At 46.0% G+C, this 16,719-nt stretch carries 18 protein-coding genes and 1 pseudogene; 14 read left to right on the plus strand and 5 right to left on the minus strand.

From position 1 onward, the window contains the following. Positions 1-64: 64 nt before the first annotated feature. Positions 65-613: a PadR family transcriptional regulator gene (locus NSQ57_RS03305; protein ID WP_069010937.1), complete on the minus strand. Its 549-nt coding sequence runs from the start codon at positions 611-613 to the stop codon at positions 65-67. A 167-nt stretch (positions 614-780) separates the two neighbouring features. Between NSQ57_RS03305 and NSQ57_RS03310 the strand changes: the two genes are divergently transcribed. After that, positions 781-1,272 (plus strand): phenolic acid decarboxylase, encoded by a 492-nt coding sequence (locus NSQ57_RS03310; RefSeq protein ID WP_029515872.1) that lies wholly within the window; start codon positions 781-783, stop codon positions 1,270-1,272. Positions 1,273-1,375: 103 nt separating this feature from the next. Here NSQ57_RS03310 and NSQ57_RS03315 read toward each other — a convergent pair whose 3' ends face one another. The 3 genes from NSQ57_RS03315 to NSQ57_RS03325 all read right to left on the minus strand — a co-directional run bounded on the left by NSQ57_RS03315 (position 1,376) and on the right by NSQ57_RS03325 (position 4,021). Then, positions 1,376-1,822, minus strand: coding sequence for a hypothetical protein (locus tag NSQ57_RS03315; RefSeq protein WP_029515871.1), 447 nt, complete (start codon positions 1,820-1,822; stop codon positions 1,376-1,378). A gap of 270 nt (positions 1,823-2,092) precedes the next feature. Then, positions 2,093-2,482: a winged helix-turn-helix transcriptional regulator gene (locus NSQ57_RS03320; RefSeq protein ID WP_029515870.1), complete on the minus strand. Its 390-nt coding sequence runs from the start codon at positions 2,480-2,482 to the stop codon at positions 2,093-2,095. A 195-nt stretch (positions 2,483-2,677) separates the two neighbouring features. Continuing rightward, positions 2,678-4,021, minus strand: coding sequence for a glycoside hydrolase family 30 protein (locus tag NSQ57_RS03325; protein ID WP_341038679.1), 1,344 nt, complete (start codon positions 4,019-4,021; stop codon positions 2,678-2,680). 221 nt (positions 4,022-4,242) lie between these two features. Here NSQ57_RS03325 and NSQ57_RS03330 point away from each other — a divergent pair, with 221 nt between their 5' ends. From NSQ57_RS03330 to NSQ57_RS03375, 10 genes are all read left to right on the plus strand, one after another. Then, entirely contained in the window at positions 4,243-4,923 is a 681-nt protein-coding gene (locus NSQ57_RS03330) for a response regulator transcription factor (RefSeq protein ID WP_029515868.1), read from the plus strand. Next, positions 4,920-6,689: a HAMP domain-containing sensor histidine kinase gene (locus tag NSQ57_RS03335; RefSeq protein ID WP_165148282.1), complete on the plus strand. Its 1,770-nt coding sequence runs from the start codon at positions 4,920-4,922 to the stop codon at positions 6,687-6,689. Before NSQ57_RS03330 ends, NSQ57_RS03335 begins: the two co-directional genes overlap by 4 nt. A 23-nt stretch (positions 6,690-6,712) precedes the next feature. Next, positions 6,713-7,222 (plus strand): CDP-diacylglycerol--serine O-phosphatidyltransferase, encoded by a 510-nt coding sequence (gene pssA, locus NSQ57_RS03340; RefSeq protein ID WP_029515866.1) that lies wholly within the window; start codon positions 6,713-6,715, stop codon positions 7,220-7,222. Between the two features lie 22 nt (positions 7,223-7,244). Next, positions 7,245-7,739, plus strand: coding sequence for a DedA family protein (locus NSQ57_RS03345; protein ID WP_029515865.1), 495 nt, complete (start codon positions 7,245-7,247; stop codon positions 7,737-7,739). Positions 7,740-7,829: 90 nt separating this feature from the next. After that, positions 7,830-8,246 carry a phosphate-starvation-inducible protein PsiE gene (gene psiE, locus NSQ57_RS03350; protein ID WP_029515864.1) on the plus strand — a complete coding sequence of 139 codons (417 nt, stop codon included), beginning with the start codon at positions 7,830-7,832 and terminating at the stop codon, positions 8,244-8,246. 56 nt (positions 8,247-8,302) lie between these two features. Continuing rightward, complete coding sequence (locus NSQ57_RS03355) at positions 8,303-9,310, plus strand: AI-2E family transporter (protein ID WP_029515863.1); 1,008 nt, start codon at positions 8,303-8,305, stop codon at positions 9,308-9,310. A gap of 188 nt (positions 9,311-9,498) precedes the next feature. After that, positions 9,499-10,059 carry an NADPH-dependent FMN reductase gene (locus NSQ57_RS03360; protein WP_029515862.1) on the plus strand — a complete coding sequence of 187 codons (561 nt, stop codon included), beginning with the start codon at positions 9,499-9,501 and terminating at the stop codon, positions 10,057-10,059. A 546-nt stretch (positions 10,060-10,605) separates the two neighbouring features. Beyond that, positions 10,606-11,778, plus strand: coding sequence for a radical SAM protein (locus NSQ57_RS03365; RefSeq protein WP_165148285.1), 1,173 nt, complete (start codon positions 10,606-10,608; stop codon positions 11,776-11,778). A gap of 25 nt (positions 11,779-11,803) precedes the next feature. Next, complete coding sequence (locus NSQ57_RS03370; protein ID WP_165148288.1) at positions 11,804-12,805, plus strand: radical SAM protein; 1,002 nt, start codon at positions 11,804-11,806, stop codon at positions 12,803-12,805. 18 nt (positions 12,806-12,823) lie between these two features. Beyond that, positions 12,824-13,813 carry an AsnC family transcriptional regulator gene (locus NSQ57_RS03375; RefSeq protein ID WP_029515859.1) on the plus strand — a complete coding sequence of 330 codons (990 nt, stop codon included), beginning with the start codon at positions 12,824-12,826 and terminating at the stop codon, positions 13,811-13,813. A gap of 180 nt (positions 13,814-13,993) precedes the next feature. Here NSQ57_RS03375 and NSQ57_RS03380 read toward each other — a convergent pair. Beyond that, positions 13,994-14,164 (minus strand): annotated as a pseudogene (locus tag NSQ57_RS03380) (MFS transporter); the annotation flags it as partial. Positions 14,165-14,530: 366 nt separating this feature from the next. On the opposite strand from NSQ57_RS03380, the gene NSQ57_RS03385 reads away from it, so the two are divergent. The 3 genes from NSQ57_RS03385 (at position 14,531) to NSQ57_RS03395 (ending at position 16,664) form a co-directional block, all read left to right on the plus strand. Beyond that, positions 14,531-14,902, plus strand: a complete 372-nt coding sequence (locus NSQ57_RS03385; protein ID WP_029515857.1) for an MmcQ/YjbR family DNA-binding protein — start codon at positions 14,531-14,533, stop codon at positions 14,900-14,902. Positions 14,903-15,031: 129 nt separating this feature from the next. Further along, positions 15,032-15,658 carry a nitroreductase family protein gene (locus tag NSQ57_RS03390; RefSeq protein ID WP_029515856.1) on the plus strand — a complete coding sequence of 209 codons (627 nt, stop codon included), beginning with the start codon at positions 15,032-15,034 and terminating at the stop codon, positions 15,656-15,658. A gap of 55 nt (positions 15,659-15,713) precedes the next feature. After that, positions 15,714-16,664, plus strand: coding sequence for a ring-cleaving dioxygenase (locus tag NSQ57_RS03395; RefSeq protein WP_342425624.1), 951 nt, complete (start codon positions 15,714-15,716; stop codon positions 16,662-16,664). Positions 16,665-16,719 lie beyond the last annotated feature (55 nt).

Genomic DNA, 16,719 nt, shown 5'->3' on the forward strand with positions numbered 1-16,719 from the left:
CACGTACTTATTTTAGAAAAACCTTCAATACCACGAATCTACGTGACGTTGAAGGTTTTTTAGGCTATTCAAACAGGGACAGTGTTTCTTCCAGCCACGTAATATAGCTTTCTTCCCGATTAATGGCACGGCTCAGCACCAGATAATGCCCGAATTGGTTAGAGCCGGGGGATTGAAGATTCTCGTCCAGCTGTTGGAGGGATTTTTTACTTTCGTACAGATACTCCAGCTTTTCTTTACGTTTGGCAATCTGGTCCTCGAACAATCGCTTGTTCTCTTCCTTGGGGATGGCCGCTGAGAAATACAGCATAAGCATAAACTCATCTTTTTCCGTTTCCGGTAACTCCTTGGGGCTTAGCAGCCATTCGGTCAGCTCTTGGGTTCCTTTGGGGGTAATGCAGTACAATTTTTTTTCCAGCTTGGCTCCTGTAATGGAGGTCCGATATTCAATGAGTCCCTCTTCGGTCAGCCTTTTGAGCTCGGGATAAATCTGACTGTGCTTGGCGCTCCAAAATTGTCCGATTTCCTGCTTGAATTGGCTCGTAATATCGTAGCCGCTCATTTCCTCTTTGTGAACCAGGCCCAAAATGGCATATTTTAAAGTGCGTTTCAACGTAGCTCTCCTCGTAAAACGGTATTTGACACTAGTATACCACAGTGCTACAATTTATATGTAGTTAAAAACATGTTTATATTTACATGTTTTGAATTGAATATTTATTATCTTTGGTATCCTATTCAATTCATGAAAAATTATAATTTAGGAAAGAAGGATGCAAGATGGACAAGTTTATCGGCAGCCACATGATTTACACCTATGAGAATGGTTGGGAGTATGAAATATATATTAAAAATGAAGATACGATCGATTATCGCATTCATAGTGGTATGGTAGGTGGCCGCTGGGTACGTGATCAGAAGGTCAATCTGGCGAAACTGGTGGAAAACGTGTATAAAGTATCGTGGACCGAACCGACAGGCACTGACGTGTCTCTGAATTTTATGCCTGAAGAAAAACGTATGCACGGCATTATTTTCTTCCCTAAATGGGTTCATGAGCATCCGGAAATCACTGTGCGCTACCAAAACGATTTTATTCCGCTAATGGAAGAATCGCGTGAAAAGTATGAAACGTATCCAAAGTATGTGGTGCCTGAATTTGCAGATATTACATTCATCGAAAATGCGGGTGTGAACAACGAACAATTAATTTCCCAAGCACCTTATGAAGGAATGACAGACGATATTCGTGCAGGTAAACTGCAAGTGTGATCAACTCTGTGCTGAAAGTGTAAAAGCCTGGCCTGTGATAAACAGTCTCAGGCTTTTTTGCATGAACTGGAAAGTAGATTGCTAATGGAGTGGTGGACGATATTTAGAATGAATAGTAGACCAGGCCATGCTCGATGAGATACGAACGACTAATCCGAGGGGGGAGGATGGTCGCTAATGGGGAGAGAATGTGCAGGTTCGCATGGGCAGTCAGATCGGATAAGGCAGATAGAGCCAGCTCTGTTTTATCAGGCCCCCAGTGATCAGCGTGGTGCTGAATATATTGCTCAGCCTCGGTTAAGGACAGACCCTTGAGTGAGGTAAACACGGAAGCCCAGCGGACGAGGTCAAAGGCGCCTTTAATTTCAGGTAACTCATATTCTGCCAGACCTTGAGCGCCGTTACACGACATAGTAAGCAAGCCACAGCAATGGTGTTGATAGGGTTTCGAGTCAGGAAATTGACGATAATCGTATTGAATCATTTCCATGGAACCAATGCGTAATTGGGTCGCTTGGGACGTTGTGGGCTGGGCAAGCGTCATGCTCATGCTAGAATGGCCTCCTTCTCGAGTTCACTGTAAATAGGGATGGAAGAATCATACGTCACAGCGGATGTAATGTAAATCACGAATACAAGTGTAAAATGAGGATATGTAGCGGAAAACGATCTTTAATGCCAATGGAAACGGATACTTGCATCCATATCTTTTATTATCTTGGAGAATGTCTTTATATCACAAAAAAACAACCCCGGATCTTCCCAGGGTCGCCTCTACGAGAAATATAGTTTAGCATTTCGCAAAATGCTTGTTTGCTGGTCACACGGGTGTGACGTCTTGAACCGCTTCTTCTTCTTTCCAAATCACGTTCTCGCGATAGTTTGATCCCCAATCGTACATTGCTCTCAGTACCGGAATCAGGCTTTCGCCATGCTCTGTCAGTGAATATTCCACATGCGGAGGGACGACAGGATAGACTTTACGTAGAATGAGTTTATCTTCTTCCAGCTCGCGCAATTGGTTAGTCAGCATTTTTTGCGTAATATGGGGAATCAGCTTCTTCAATTCACCAAACCGCTTGGTGCCTTCCATACCGAGATGCCACAAAATAATCAGCTTCCATTTTCCACCGATGACCGCGAGAGTCAATTCCTTATCACAATTAATCAGCTTCAAATCAATCCGGTCTTTTACAGTAGTGATATTCATCGACCTCCTGTCCATAGTTATTCCAAGTATACTATTTATAGTTACTATACGCAAAAGGATATACATCCATTTTGGAAACTATGCATACGTATATGGATACAGATCGACTGGACAGTGAAGCATGATGATTACGCAGGACCGGAAAACAGGAACGTAATATTCCTAATATATGCATAATTCCAGAAACCTGCGGCGTTAAGAAGGAATCACGATCGTATTAAAGGACTCTGGCTCCAGCTCCAAGCGGTGTGTTGTTTTTCCGAGAGACAGATTCAGTACACGTGATTCCTTGAACGGATTGGCGATGACTAGCACTCTTTGCCCGTCTGTATTTTGAAAAGCAACTGCATTTCCAGTCCATGAGCCACGAAGTCCGATGCGTCGGGCACCCGGTAATACAAAATGAGAAAAATGCTTCATAACATAATACTCTGGATTCAGGACAGGTTTTCGATCCGTTGGATCAACGGTAATCATCGAATTTTGCTCCCAGCCCCATGTGCTCTTGCCTTTCGGTTCCAAAACCATATTCCAGTAAATATAAGCATTCACACCATTGGTGAAGTAGTGCTGGTACAGATTATATACATATTTGGCGTAGTCCCATGAGTTCTCTCCGTTACCGCATTCATTTTCGGTTTGCATGTAACGAAGCTCAGGATAACTGGCAACGGTGCGCTGAATGGCATTTTTGCCTGCCCACTGGTAGCCTACACCTTTAATATATTTGTAGGCCTGGGGGTCACTTAACACGGTATGGGCATACTCATCGAATCCGGTCGAAGTCTTTTTCATTAATTCCTCCCACGGATCGGGTGCGTTAATGGTGCCCAGCCAAATTTCCGTATCCAGTCCGTGTTCCTCAAAAGCAGGACCCAAATAGTCGCGAATAAATTCACGCAGTTGCTCTCCGGTCCATACACAGGAAGGAAACTTCTGATCGGCAATGACTTCATTTTGAACATGAATCTGATGGATCGTAATCCCTGCCTCCCGGTAAGCCTGAACAAATTTGACAAAGTACAATGCATACGCTTTCAAAATATCCTTTTCCCAGCGCAGCGTGCCGTAATTGTAGGCTTTCGGTGATTTCATCCATGTCGGCGGACTCCAGGGTGAAGCGAACAACTTTAAGTCCGGATTGAGTTGTAACGCTTCTCGAATAAAAGGAATGAGATACTGCTGATCGCGCTCGATGGAAAAATGCTTCATCTCCACGTCGCCGTCTGTTTCATTGTGGCTATACCATTCCAGCGCGTAGTCACTCGCTCCAATAGGAAGTCGGCATATCGTGAATTTGTGCTCGCCCTCTGGGTGAAAGAGAGAATGAAGCACCCGATCTCGGTCGTCCTTTTCCAAATGATTCAGGGCCACATAACCTAATTCATTAAAACAGCCACCAAAGCCTTCTACAAGCTGATATGTTTCTCCTGTAAGGATTAGGTTGGCACTCTCTTGGGTATCGGTCAAATGGTGAGCTTGGGATTGCCAAGCTTTAGCTTTGGAAGTGGAAAACCACTGAATGGTTTGATTGCTCATGTGTTACCCTCCTGTCAGGCTTTTTGTATCTCAACTTATTATAGGGTAGGATCTTAGAGGAAGAGATGGTCTGAGCGATGACAAATTTGCCCTAATCCAAGGTGAAATTTGCGGATGAGAACTTTTGCTGATAAGAAGTGTCAAGAACACATAAAGAACACATAAAGAACACATGTCTTTGATATACTGGTGTCCTAGAATGACCGAAAGAGGGAAGTCGATTGAAGAAAAGAGTTCTTCTTGTCGAGGATGAAATACGTATTCGTGAAGTGATTGCGGATTATTTTAAACAAAATAATTGGGAAGTCTATGAAGCAGGCAATGGAAAAGATGCACTTATCTGGTTTGATTCGGTGCAGCCTGACCTGATTATACTCGATATTATGATGCCGGAACTGGATGGTTGGGAGGTGTGCCGCCAGGTGCGCAGCCGTTCAGGTGTGCCGATCATTTTGTTGACAGCCAAATCCGGTGATGATGATAAAATATTAGGCTTTGAACTGGGAGCCGATGATTACGTGACCAAACCTTTCAGCCCCAAGGTGCTGATCGCCCGCGCCAACGCGCTGATGAAACGGGTGGAAGGACATGTGCAGCCAGAGTCGCATATCTTGCGGTTCGGTAGTGCCATTCTCAACACGATGGCTCATCGGCTTGAGGTGGATCAGGCAGAAGTCGAGCTGACGCCCAAGGAGTATGAGCTGCTGCGGCTGCTTATACATAATAAAGGCATCGTTATTTCACGGGATGCGATACTGAACCGAGTGTGGGGCATCGACTTTGAAGGAGATACACGAGTTGTCGATACGCATATCAAAAAGCTGAGAAGTAAGCTGGGCCGTGAATCACGCCATATCCGCACTATTTTTGGTACTGGCTACAGGTTTGAGGAGGAAGAATGAACAAACGGGGAGTTACCTTTAAGTTGTTCATTATGACGGTTGTGTTTTTCCTGTGTTTTTACGGTATGGTGATTTTAAGTCAATTGTTGTTTTTTGAAAATTTTTATCAGAAACAGAAGATTGGGCGTGTGGAAAGTCGTTTGCATAGCTTCGGTCAAAGTTATGTCCAGGAGGCTTGGGGATCGGGCAGGGTTTCGCGTGAGGCAGCTCGTTTTATGCTTCAGAATAAAAACCAGTTGGCGATTGTAACGCTGGACGGCAAAGTAAAGCTGGATGATGCGTTTCATATCAATGTAAGAAAAGCAGATGGTAAAATCGTTAAAATATCGCTGTCTCTGTTTATGAGTGAGTATGGAGATGAGCTGAGAGCTGCCCGGCTTCAGCCTGGCGATACGGTAACGGTTGAAGGTGAGGGATTGGGAACGGAAGGCATATCCTCCGCCAATTTAATTTATCCAACCGGCATACAGAAGCTTGGCTTCAAAAGTATAGGATCAACTTTGGAAGAGGCAAGCACAGGTGGCAGTGTAAGGTTTTCCGGTACGGTGACAGAGATTGTACTGCCGGATCTGAAAACATGGAGTCAGCGACAAGGTTTACTGTTTAGTGCGCTGGAGGAATGGTTCCCTTTATCACAGTCGCATCTGGAGAAGCTTAAGAATTTCGAAGTGTTGGAGGAAGATTGGACGGAACCTTGGACAGGGGTACGCAATGCAGTTATAGTCCATCCTGTTCGTCAGAGCACAGGCGAGATCGACCTCCTGTTCACTGTGACATCGTTGCAGGAAATCAGTGAGACGAATGAGGCTTTGCGCTGGTTTTATCTGTACTTAGGGATCGGAGGATTTGCACTCATTCTAATTTTGTCTCTGTTCTATTCTCGGATGGTGACCCGCCCGCTCATTGCTTTGAATAATACCGCCAAGCGGATGGCTAAGCTCGATTTTACAGCCCATACACCAATCCGGCAGAATGATGAACTGGGCAGCTTGTCCTACAGCATGTATACCCTGTCCCAGAACCTGGACACCGCTTTGCGCGAGCTTCAGGAGGCCAATCAGCAATTAGTGGAGGATATGGAACAGAAGCAGAGGATGGAGGCTGTGCAACAAGACTTTTTTGCCAACGCTTCTCATGAACTGAAAACTCCGCTGAGTATCATTAAAGGCTTCGCAGAAGGATTACAAGATGGGGTTAGCGCCGGGAAGCAGGATCATTATATGAAAGTCATTGTAGAGGAAGCGGACAAAATGGAGCGATTGGTCAAAGATATGCTGGACCTCGCCAAATTGGAATCGGGTACTCTCAAGCTTCGCAAGATGACCTTTATCTTGAGTGAGCTGGTGGAGGAGGTCGTGGACAAGCTATTCCATTTGTTGAAGGAGAAAAAGCTGGAAGTAGTCATTATCCCCGCCAATGAGATGCCGATCCATGCCGATGTAGGATGGATGGAACAGGTGATTATCAACTTTGTTGTCAATGCCATACGACATGCTGAGGAAGGAAGCTCAATCACGATTCGTATCGAAGGTGATGGGGAAATCAGTTCCTTTTCCATTGAAAATAAAGGTGAGACCATTCCTGATGATCAACTGGAGCAGATATGGGATCGCTTTTACCGGGCTGAGCTGTCCCGAAGCCGCCAGACAGGTGGGACAGGGCTCGGGCTGTCGATCGTCAAACGAATTTTGGATTTGCACGAATTCCACTTTAAGGTGGAGAATACCAAGGACGGCGTCCGTTTTGTTGTTATATTCGGAGGCTAAGCTATGGCAAAGGAGTTAAGAGTATGAAATGGAATTGGTTGCCCTCACTATGCACGATTGCAAACCTGGGGGCAGGGGTCTTATCCCTGTATTTCACGATTCATGAGCAATACATGACCGCCTTTATTCTCGTGGTGGTGGCTGCTTTGTGGGATGTATTAGACGGTTTACTGGCAAGGCTGCTGCATTGTTCCAGTGATTTTGGCAAACAGCTCGATTCGCTGGCGGATGTGGTCTCATTTGGGGTTGCCCCTGCTTTCTTGATCTTGTTATACAAGCTGGGAGATACCCATTGGGTAGGACCACTTGTGGCTGTTTTGTTTGTCATATGTGGTGCGGTAAGATTGGCAAGATTCAACCTAATGGCTTTTAGTAAAGGCTTTGTGGGTATGCCGATTACGGCGGCGGGAGTGATTTTGTCCTTTATGTTTTTATGGAGTGAGCATTTGAAGCCGGGGTTGTTGCTTGCGTTAATGGTAGTGCTGTCGTTCCTGATGGTTAGCCGTATTCCCTTCCCGTCCTTCAAAAAATAATCGGTCAGGAGGTGGCGCTCCTATGGAATGGGCCATCAGCATGATTACACAATACGGATATATCGCTATTTTTGCTCTTCTTGCTCTTGGGATTATTGGCCTACCGGTTCCAGATGAAATTATTATGGTGTTTGTCGGCTATTTATCTTCTATTATGGTACTGAATTATTCGGTGTCTATCTTAGTCAGCTTCATCGGTGCAATGACAGGGATGATGATCAGCTACACGCTAGGCAAAAAGCTGGGCCAGCCCTTGGTGGATAAGCACGGCAAGTGGGTTGGATTGACACCGAAGCGATTTGCAAGAGTTAAGGGGTGGTTTGCGCGCTTTGGGTTGTGGACCATTTTGTTTGGTTATTTTATCCCAGGAGTCAGACATGCAACAAGCTATTTGTCAGGGCTTAGTGCGATGCCTGTCCGAAAATATATGCTGGTGGCAAGCGCAGGTTCTCTGATATGGACGCTTATTTTTATCTCCATTGGTTATATTGCAGGGGCGAATATAAACTTTCATTAAGGTGACCCCAAAAGTAATGTAGCATTTTTCACGTATACCACCGATAATATAAATAAAGATGATATTGTACAACCAGTGAGGGGATCTGTATTGAATGCATTAATGAAGTATATTGAGAAGTTACCTGGTTTTCTGCAAATGATCTTAAATATCTCGCTATTTCTGGTCGGGCTGATTTTAAGCTTCTTACTTCTAAAAGAAACATGGTCCATTTTTTCTTATGTTTTTTTGTACACAGAGGCCGACAAAAATTACTATGAATTCACGGAAGAGCTGCTTGTATTTTTCTTGTATTTTGAATTCATAGCATTAATAGTTAAGTACTTTAAAACCAATTTTCATTTTCCATTACGTTATTTCATCTATATTGGGATTACGGCCGTCATCAGGCTCATTATTGTGGACCATGATGATGCTAAAAATACATTCTGGTGGTCCATTGCTATTCTAGTCATGGTAGGTTCTCTATTGATCGCTAACAGTAAATTGTTAAAAAGAGAAAGTTAATGCCGGGAAAGATTGCAAAGGGTGACAGTCAAGTGGGAGAGAGGGAATAAAGACGAATGGTAAGAAACTGGATGAATCATGCGGGCGTCAGGCGGATAGCCGTCCTTGCGATAATCGTTTTGCTGTTGTTTATGTTAAGAAGCATGATGAATATTATGTTGTTAACACTGCTGCTTACGATCTTGATTGGCAGTATATATAACGGAGTGAATAAGCTGGTCAAGCGGTTTGTCAATGTACCGTCAATGGTCGTACTGCTACTGGTGTATGGTCTGCTGATCCTGATTATGGTGTGGGGCGTTTACCGAATGGTGCCGCTAATCATTGTACAGGTCAAGCAGGTGTATCTCATGATTCAGCAAGCGTATATGTATCCTGATCGTAATCAATGGAACGAAACGATTATCGAATTTATGGACACACTGAATGTTCAGCGGCTATTTGAGCCTGGCCTGAGTGCAGTAATGAAGGTCAGTCAATTGGGAACACAGCTTCTGGTGTCAATTATTTTGAGCTTGTTCTTCCTGATGGAAAAATCCTATATTACACGCTTTACAGCTACGTTTGTAGATAGCAAGCTGGGCTGGTTTTTCAAGGAAGTGGGTCATTTTGGCCGTATGTTTCTGGGTACGTTCGGGAAGGTATTGGAGGCTCAACTGCTGATTTCACTTATTAACTGTATATTGACCACGATTGCGCTCTGGATTATGGGCTTCCCTAATCTGCTCGGTCTTGCGCTCATCATTTTCGTACTGGGATTGGTTCCGGTGGCAGGTGTGTTTATCTCACTGGCACCGCTCGGCCTGATCGCTTTCAGTGTCGGTGGCATTCAATATGTAATTTATCTGGTTATATTGATCGTGGTGATTCATGCGATTGAGGCCTATTTCTTAAATCCGAAGCTGATGTCATCCAAAACGAATTTACCGATTTTCTTTACCTTTGTCGTACTTATTTTCTCTGAGCATCTGATTGGAATTTGGGGCTTGATTGTAGGTATTCCGTTGTTTGTTTTCTTCCTTGATCTGATTGGGATAAAACGCAAGCAAGAGAAGGATACTTGATTCAGCAATACAGATTCCGCCCTAGTATAGTGACTATTGATATATCACAAATGCCTGCGAAACCGCAGGCATTTTTTTATTGCCCTTTTGTTCACAGGAAAAATCGCTGACGCTCATCCACTTTTTAATTCTCTTGTTAGCTATAGTACACTGAATATGCAAGATCAGATCAAGTTCGGAGAAATGAGATGATACGGTTGGAACAGAAAATTAAGGTATTGGCTATATCGGGTAGCCTTCGTCAAAAGTCCTCCAATACAGCACTTATGAAGGCTACTATGGGGCTGGCTTCTGAAAATATGATGTTCACAGTCTATGATGGGTTGGAAGATCTCCCGCATTTTAACCCTGACTTGGATGTAGATGAGGGGCCAGCTTCCGTAAGAGGGCTACGGGAACAATTGAAACAAGTGGATGGAGTGCTGATCTGTACACCGGAATATGGAAATGGGGTGCCGGGTGCTTTGAAAAATGCCTTGGATTGGCTCGTATCTTCAGGTGAATTTGTAAATAAACCAACAGCGGTCATTAGCGCGTCACCGTCTCCTATGGGCGGCCATCTGGCGCATGCCTCGCTGCTGCTCACATTGCAAATGATCAATGCAGAGATTGTGGAGAATGGAAAGGTCATTATTCCGCATATCACATTAAAGCTGAACTCAGAAGGCATCATTACAAACGCTGAAACTAGACAGGAAATGGAGGCATTACTTCAAGGGCTTGAGCAAGCATGCAGAGGACAGGTATAGGAAAATCCAAAGCAGATCCTTCATCATAGAAGGATCTGCTTATTTGAATGGCCACCTACTACATATTCAACGGCAGGAATTCACCAGTTATCTAATAGTAGTTGTGTCCAGCAAACGCTCATAGACCTTTAATCGGGCATACACCGTTTCAAGTATCGGATATGACATATTACGATTAGCCAATGCCAGAAGTGTTCCGCTCATGCTGGCAACAAATATATACTTTTGCCAAATTTCACGCTGAATGTCATGGCTGTGTGTAACCGTGAAACCTGCTAGCACTTTTTCAGCTGTAAGAAAAAATCATTTCGGCCACGACCTTTTTGATACCCGCAGCATTACGGGTAAACGTACCTAAAAGCGATACTCATATCGCTACTTCGGAAGCATAAGCTCTAATAAGACGCCGTCAGACGTTTCTTCTTATTGCAGACCCAAGCATTAATGCGGCGCGAGAGCAAGATAATAGCGCATATCCTTATTCTCACAAGTTATCTTAAGATAAAAAGAACTGGTATCTAATTATAGGGAGATGAGGGAACGGAAATGATTAATGTAACGAAACTACTTACCGGTATGAAGGGAGAAGGCGATGATCTTCGTTATACCATTAAGCCGGGCCACAAACCTCATGGCGTTTCCGCGGGCAGAGGGCCTGTCGTCGTATGGAATTCGACACGGGCTTGCAACTTAACCTGTAAACATTGTTATGCGAATGCCTGTCCTGCCCATGATCCCGATGAAATGTCGACGGAGGAAGCTAAGGTATTTATTGATAATCTGGCCGCCTTCCAAGTGCCGGTACTGCTTTTTTCCGGTGGAGAGCCTCTGATCCGCAAAGATATTTATGAGCTGATTTCTTATGCGTCAAGCAAAGGGCTTCGGCCGGTAGTATCGACCAATGGCACATTGATTACCATGGACAGAGCGAAGATGCTAAAAGAAGCAGGGGTTAAATATGTCGGTGTAAGCCTGGATGGGCTGGAAGAGCGCCATGATGAATTTCGCGGGCGAAAAGGAGCCTTTAAGCAGGCGCTTCAGGGTATCCGAAACTGCTTGGTCATCGGCCAGAAGGTAGGGGTCCGGTTCACGATCAGCAGACATACATATGAAGACTTGGATGGTGTCCTTGATTTGATCGAGCGGGAAAATATTCCTCGGGCCTGCTTCTACCATCTCGTCTATTCCGGCCGCGGGAGCGCCCTGCAGCAAGAGGATGTTACCCATGAACAATCCCGGCATGCTCTTGACCGGATTATGGCTAAAACGGTGGACCTGCATGGCAAAGGCAAACCGGTGGAATTGCTCACCGTTGATAACCATGCGGATGGCGTTTACTTATACCAGCGGATGATGGAGCGCGACCCGGAGCGCGCAGCTGAACTGCTTGGCTTGCTTCAGAGAAACGGCGGCAACCGTTCCGGAATAGCCATCGGCTGCGTGGATTGGCACGGCAACGTCTATCCCGATCAGTTCACGAGAGATATCGAAATCGGTAATATCCGCAAGCAGAAATTCAGCGAGATTTGGCGTGATGCCGCTCATCCGCTAATGGTCGGCCTGCGCGACCGTAAACCGCTGCTAAAGGGACGCTGCAGAGAATGCAATTGGCTGGATATCTGTAACGGGAATTTCCGGGCCCGGGCTTCGGTAAGCGGTGATTTCTGGGCGGAGGACCCATCCTGTTATTTAAATGACCGTGAAATTGGAATCGTATAACACTGGAAAGGAAGGCTGAATACGCATGCTCGTTTCCTGGAATGTGACCAAGAAATGCAATTTATACTGCGAACACTGCTATCGCGACTCGGGGCCGACATCGTCTGTAGAAGACCAGCTAACCACGGAGGAAGGCATCCGGCTCATTGATCAGATCAAGCAGGCTGGATTCAAGCTTCTCATATTCAGCGGCGGCGAGCCCTTGATCCGTGAAGATCTCTGCGAATTGATCGAGTATGCCTCGTCTATCGGCCTTCGTCCCGCACTTGGCAGCAACGGCACGCTTCTGACCGCCGCCAAAGCTGCGGAGCTGAAAAAAGCAGGGCTGGGGGGCATTGCGATCAGCATAGACAGCGCCACGCCTGAGTATCACAACCGGTTCAGGAATGCGCCAGAAGGCTGGCAGCAAGCATTGGAGGGCATTCGTTATGCCCGGGAAGCCGGGCTGAGAGTGCAGATTAACATGACGCTGACCGAGGGAAATATGGATGACTTCGTGCAGGTTGCCCAGCTTGCCGAGGAGCTTCATGTGTCCTCTCTGCACCCATTCTTTCTCGTCCCGACCGGACGGGCCGTCCATATCGAAGAAGACGGGCTGAAGCGGGAACGGTATTACTCGGTTCTGCGCAGTGTTCTGTCCAAACAGAAGTCAACATCCCTTGAAATCAAACCGACATGCGCTCCCCAGTTCATGCCGCTTGCCAAGAGCATGGGGCTGGAAATGCGGTACACGCGCGGTTGTCTGGCCGGGGTCTCCTATTGTTCTGTGCTGCCGAATGGCGAGGTGCATATTTGTCCGTACCTGCCGGTCAAGGTGGGGAATGTTCGCGAGCAGCCTTTTGATGAAATATGGCGGGATAATCCGGTGTTTCGGGATTTAAGGGACTTCAAGAAATATGAAGGAGAATGCGGCTCCTGCCCCGATGTGGGCATTTGTGGCGGCTGCCGGGCGAGATCGTACTATTACAGCGGCGGCAATTTCATGGCCGAAGAGCCGTGGTGTTACAAAAGATCGGCGGCGCTGTAAGCTGGGGAGGTGGGAATAGTGGACCTGGATTCGAACGACCGGAAGCTGCTGAATCGGCTGCAAATCGGGCTTCCTCTGGTCAGACGCCCTTGGAATGCCATTGCGGAGGAACTGGAATTACGCCAGGAAGATGTGCTTCAAAGGCTTGAAAGGCTGAAGAAAGAGGGATTCATCCGGCGGATCGGCGGGGTGTTTAATCCGGCGGGACTGGGATTTAGAGGCTGTTTGTATGCGATGGCAGTCAGGGAGGAGCTTTTTTACCAGACCGCTGCTGTCGTCAACAGGTATAGAGGCGTAACCCATAACTACCGCCGGCGCAGCAGGCTCAATATGTGGTTCACGCTGACTTCCCGGACCGAGGAAGAACGGGGGGCTATTCTTGAAACGATCCGTGAAGCGGCGGGAGGGCCGCTGCTATATGAGTTTCCCTCCGAGCAATTATTCAAACTAAAGGTCTTTCTGAATATGGAAGAAACGGCTGATGCATCAGCCATTACACCCAGCCCGAACTTGAATGGAGTCGCAACCTCCAAACAGGAACCATGTAAAATAGAAATAACGGATGTGCAGCTGATCCGCGAACTGCAGGGAGATCTTCCGTTGTCAACTGAACCGTATACCGAGATTGCCAATAAGACAGGTTGCAGCTTGGAAGAGGTGTTTCTGCGCTTGCAGGCACTGCAGGCAGGAGGAGCACTCAAACGAATCGGAGCTGTTCTAAAGCATAGGGAAGCGGGATTTTCAGCAAATGGCCTGTTCATCTGCGTACTTCCTGAGGAGCATATACCTGAGGCAGGAAAAAGGCTGGCCGATTATTCGGAAGTCAGCCACTGCTACAAGCGCCGGACGCACCCCGATTGGCCGTATAATTTATACGCCATGATTCATGGACCCGATGAAGCGTCTGTTCGGAAAGTTGCGGAGCAATTTGTTCGGCGGGAAGACATCAAGGATTACGATATTCTGTTCAGCACGGAAGAATTGAAGAAAACGAGCTTTTCGATCTAAAGCGCTTCTTATATTCACACGGATGCCGTCTCTTCAAGGACAGCGTCCGTTTTTCGTGTTGACAGGTTAACGCTCTTTGACTATATTGAGTTTATTCGTAATGCTTACAATTTTACATAGATCGGAAGTATCGAGCGTGCAGTCTGAAAGCATCGGCAAAGGCCCCGCTAATCTTAATGAACTGACCCCTAGATCCTGTGCAATTTGTGGCAGTAATCCAGCAGGCAGGCTTTCTGTAAGAATGCAGATGAATCCCGCCATGGCTAAAGCCAGCAACCCGACCCACGGGAGACGTTTGGAAGACGACACATTTGCACCGCCTTTTCTTATAAGAGCAGTGTTTGAGTTCACGAAAAAAATCTCCTTTATTTATTTTTTGCCGCTTAAAAAAGCTTTCGCTTCCGTATAAGCTTATATAAATAAAACACTTTTTTACATGGATGATTAAAGGGGGATGAAGTGAATTAAGAGGAAAATAGGCGCTACCTTATTGCGCCTAACAGTAGTCATTATTATTTTTCGCGAACCAGTTATCCTGTCCCATATAGAGCCAATCCGAACAGTGTGTGCGACGGTATCCGTAGTGGTTCACCTTTAGCACAGTTCCCCTAAATGTAGCACGGACTTAGTGTATATGTAGCGTATGAAGGTGATATAATAGGGCGCAAATAGGTAGGTTCGTAGAACAAATAACTCGGAACAGAGGAGAGAAGGCTGGTGTTTGAGCAAATTGTAGCATATGGTTTGAGCCAAAAAGAGGCCGTTAAGGATTACCCGTTTGGTGCTGATCCCCTGGTACTCAAAGTAGGGGGCAAGATGTTTGCTCTCCTGACTGAAAAGGATGGTATTAGCCATGTATCCTTGAAATGTGATCCAGTCATTGCGGTAAATTTGCGTGAACAAAACAAGGCGATTAAGCCAGGCTATCATTTAAATAAAAAGCATTGGAATACGATTGAGGTTGATGCTACCTTCCCACTGGAGGATTTGTACAGCATGATCGACCATTCGTATGAGCTGGTCTTCAAGAGCTTAACCAAAGCGCAACGTGAAGCGATTACGATGAGAATACGGGCAACGGATCTGTAAAGGGCTGAGTGAAGCCCTTTTTTTGTATCCAAAAATACTTATAGTTTTACTTGACAGAAATCACAAATAGATATATTCTTAATTTAAAGATAATTCATTTGAAAATAATATCAAGGAGTGGAACTTAACATGAGCGAACTGGTGAATATTATTCAAGAGAGAAGATCAGCTTCTAAATTTATTCCTGATGTTACTATAGATGCAAAAGAACTAGAAGAAATATTTCAGTTGGTGAAGTTTGCTCCATCGGCTTTTAATTTACAGCATGCGCGTTATATCGTAGTGCAGGATGCGGATACCAAACAAAGACTGCATGATGAGGCAAGTAAGCAGTATAAAATATTAACGGCTTCGGCGACCATTGTAGTGTTGGGGGATACAGAAGCTTATACCAAGGTAGCTGACCTCAACGAAGGATTCCTGAATTTAGGTGTCCTGAGCAAGCAGGAATATGATAGTACAGTGGAATCGGTAACTCAGTTTTATCGCGAGCGGGGACCTGTCTTCCAGAGAGAAGAAGCGATCCGTAATGCCAGCCTGTCGGCTATGCAATTTATGCTGATTGCCAAGGACAAAGGCTGGGATACTTGCCCGATGATCGGTTTTGATCCGGCGAAGGTGCAGGAAGTATTGAATATTCCAGAGCAATTTGTACCCGTGATGATGATTACCTTGGGTAAAGAGGACGAATCGGGTCAGCGGGCACGGGGATACCGCAAGCCGGTTGGACAATTTGTCAGCTACAATGGATTTTGAAATTTGTAAATCATTTGTGTAAATAAATCAACATGTTAATGAAGGAGTGATAAAGATGTCATTGAAAACCGCTGGAATTCACCATATCACGTCCTTTGCAGGCGACCCGCAGGGCAATGTTGATTTTTACGCAGGCGTACTTGGTCTGCGATTGATTAAAAAGACGATCAACTTTGATGCTCCAGAAGTATACCATTTGTACTTTGGTAATGAAGAGGGCAGCCCGGGAACAATCATTACTTTTTTTCCAGCTCCGGGTACACGCAAGGGTAAGATTGGAGGCGGACAGGTTGGGATTACGACGTATGTCGTGCCATCCGGTGCTTTGGAATACTGGGAAAACCGTCTGCACAGCTTGAAGGTATCTTTCACGAAGGCTAATCGTTTTGGCGAGTCATTCATCCAGTTCCGAGACAACGAGGGCTTACATCTGGAGTTGGTGGAGCGGGAAGGTGGCCCGTTGAACACGTGGACAGCCGGGGGTGTGCCTACGGATAAAGCGATCAAGGGCTTTGGCGGGGCGGTACTGTACAGTGCGGATTCCAAACATACGCAAGGGGTGTTGGAGAACGTCCTGGGGATGACTCTCATCGGAGAAGACGCAAATGCAGGCTACATCCGCTATCAGACGACAGGTGATCTGGGCAACCTGATCGATATTCCGGTCAAAGATGTCCCGTGGGGGAATGGCGGTGCCGGTACGGTTCACCATATTGCCTGGCGCGCGCAGGATGATACGGAGCATCAAGCGTGGAACGAATGGGTTCACCAGCAGGGTTTTGGGACTAGTGGCATTGTAGATCGCCAATACTTCAATGCCGTATACTTCCGCGAGCAAGGCGGTATTCTATTCGAGATCGCAACCGATCCGCCCGGATTTACGGTGGATGAGGAATTGAATGAGTTGGGGCACAAGCTGATGCTGCCTGAATGGTATGAGACTCAGCGCACCCAGATTGAGTCTAACCTGGTTCCCATTGAACCTAGAGTATTAAAACAGGATTAATCTGCTCGATCCAAACAATCATATTAAAAGCAAAAAGGTCCAATACGGGAAGATT

This window comes from Paenibacillus sp. FSL L8-0502, from assembly GCF_038593055.1.
Lineage (GTDB): Bacteria > Bacillota > Bacilli > Paenibacillales > Paenibacillaceae > Paenibacillus > Paenibacillus polymyxa_D.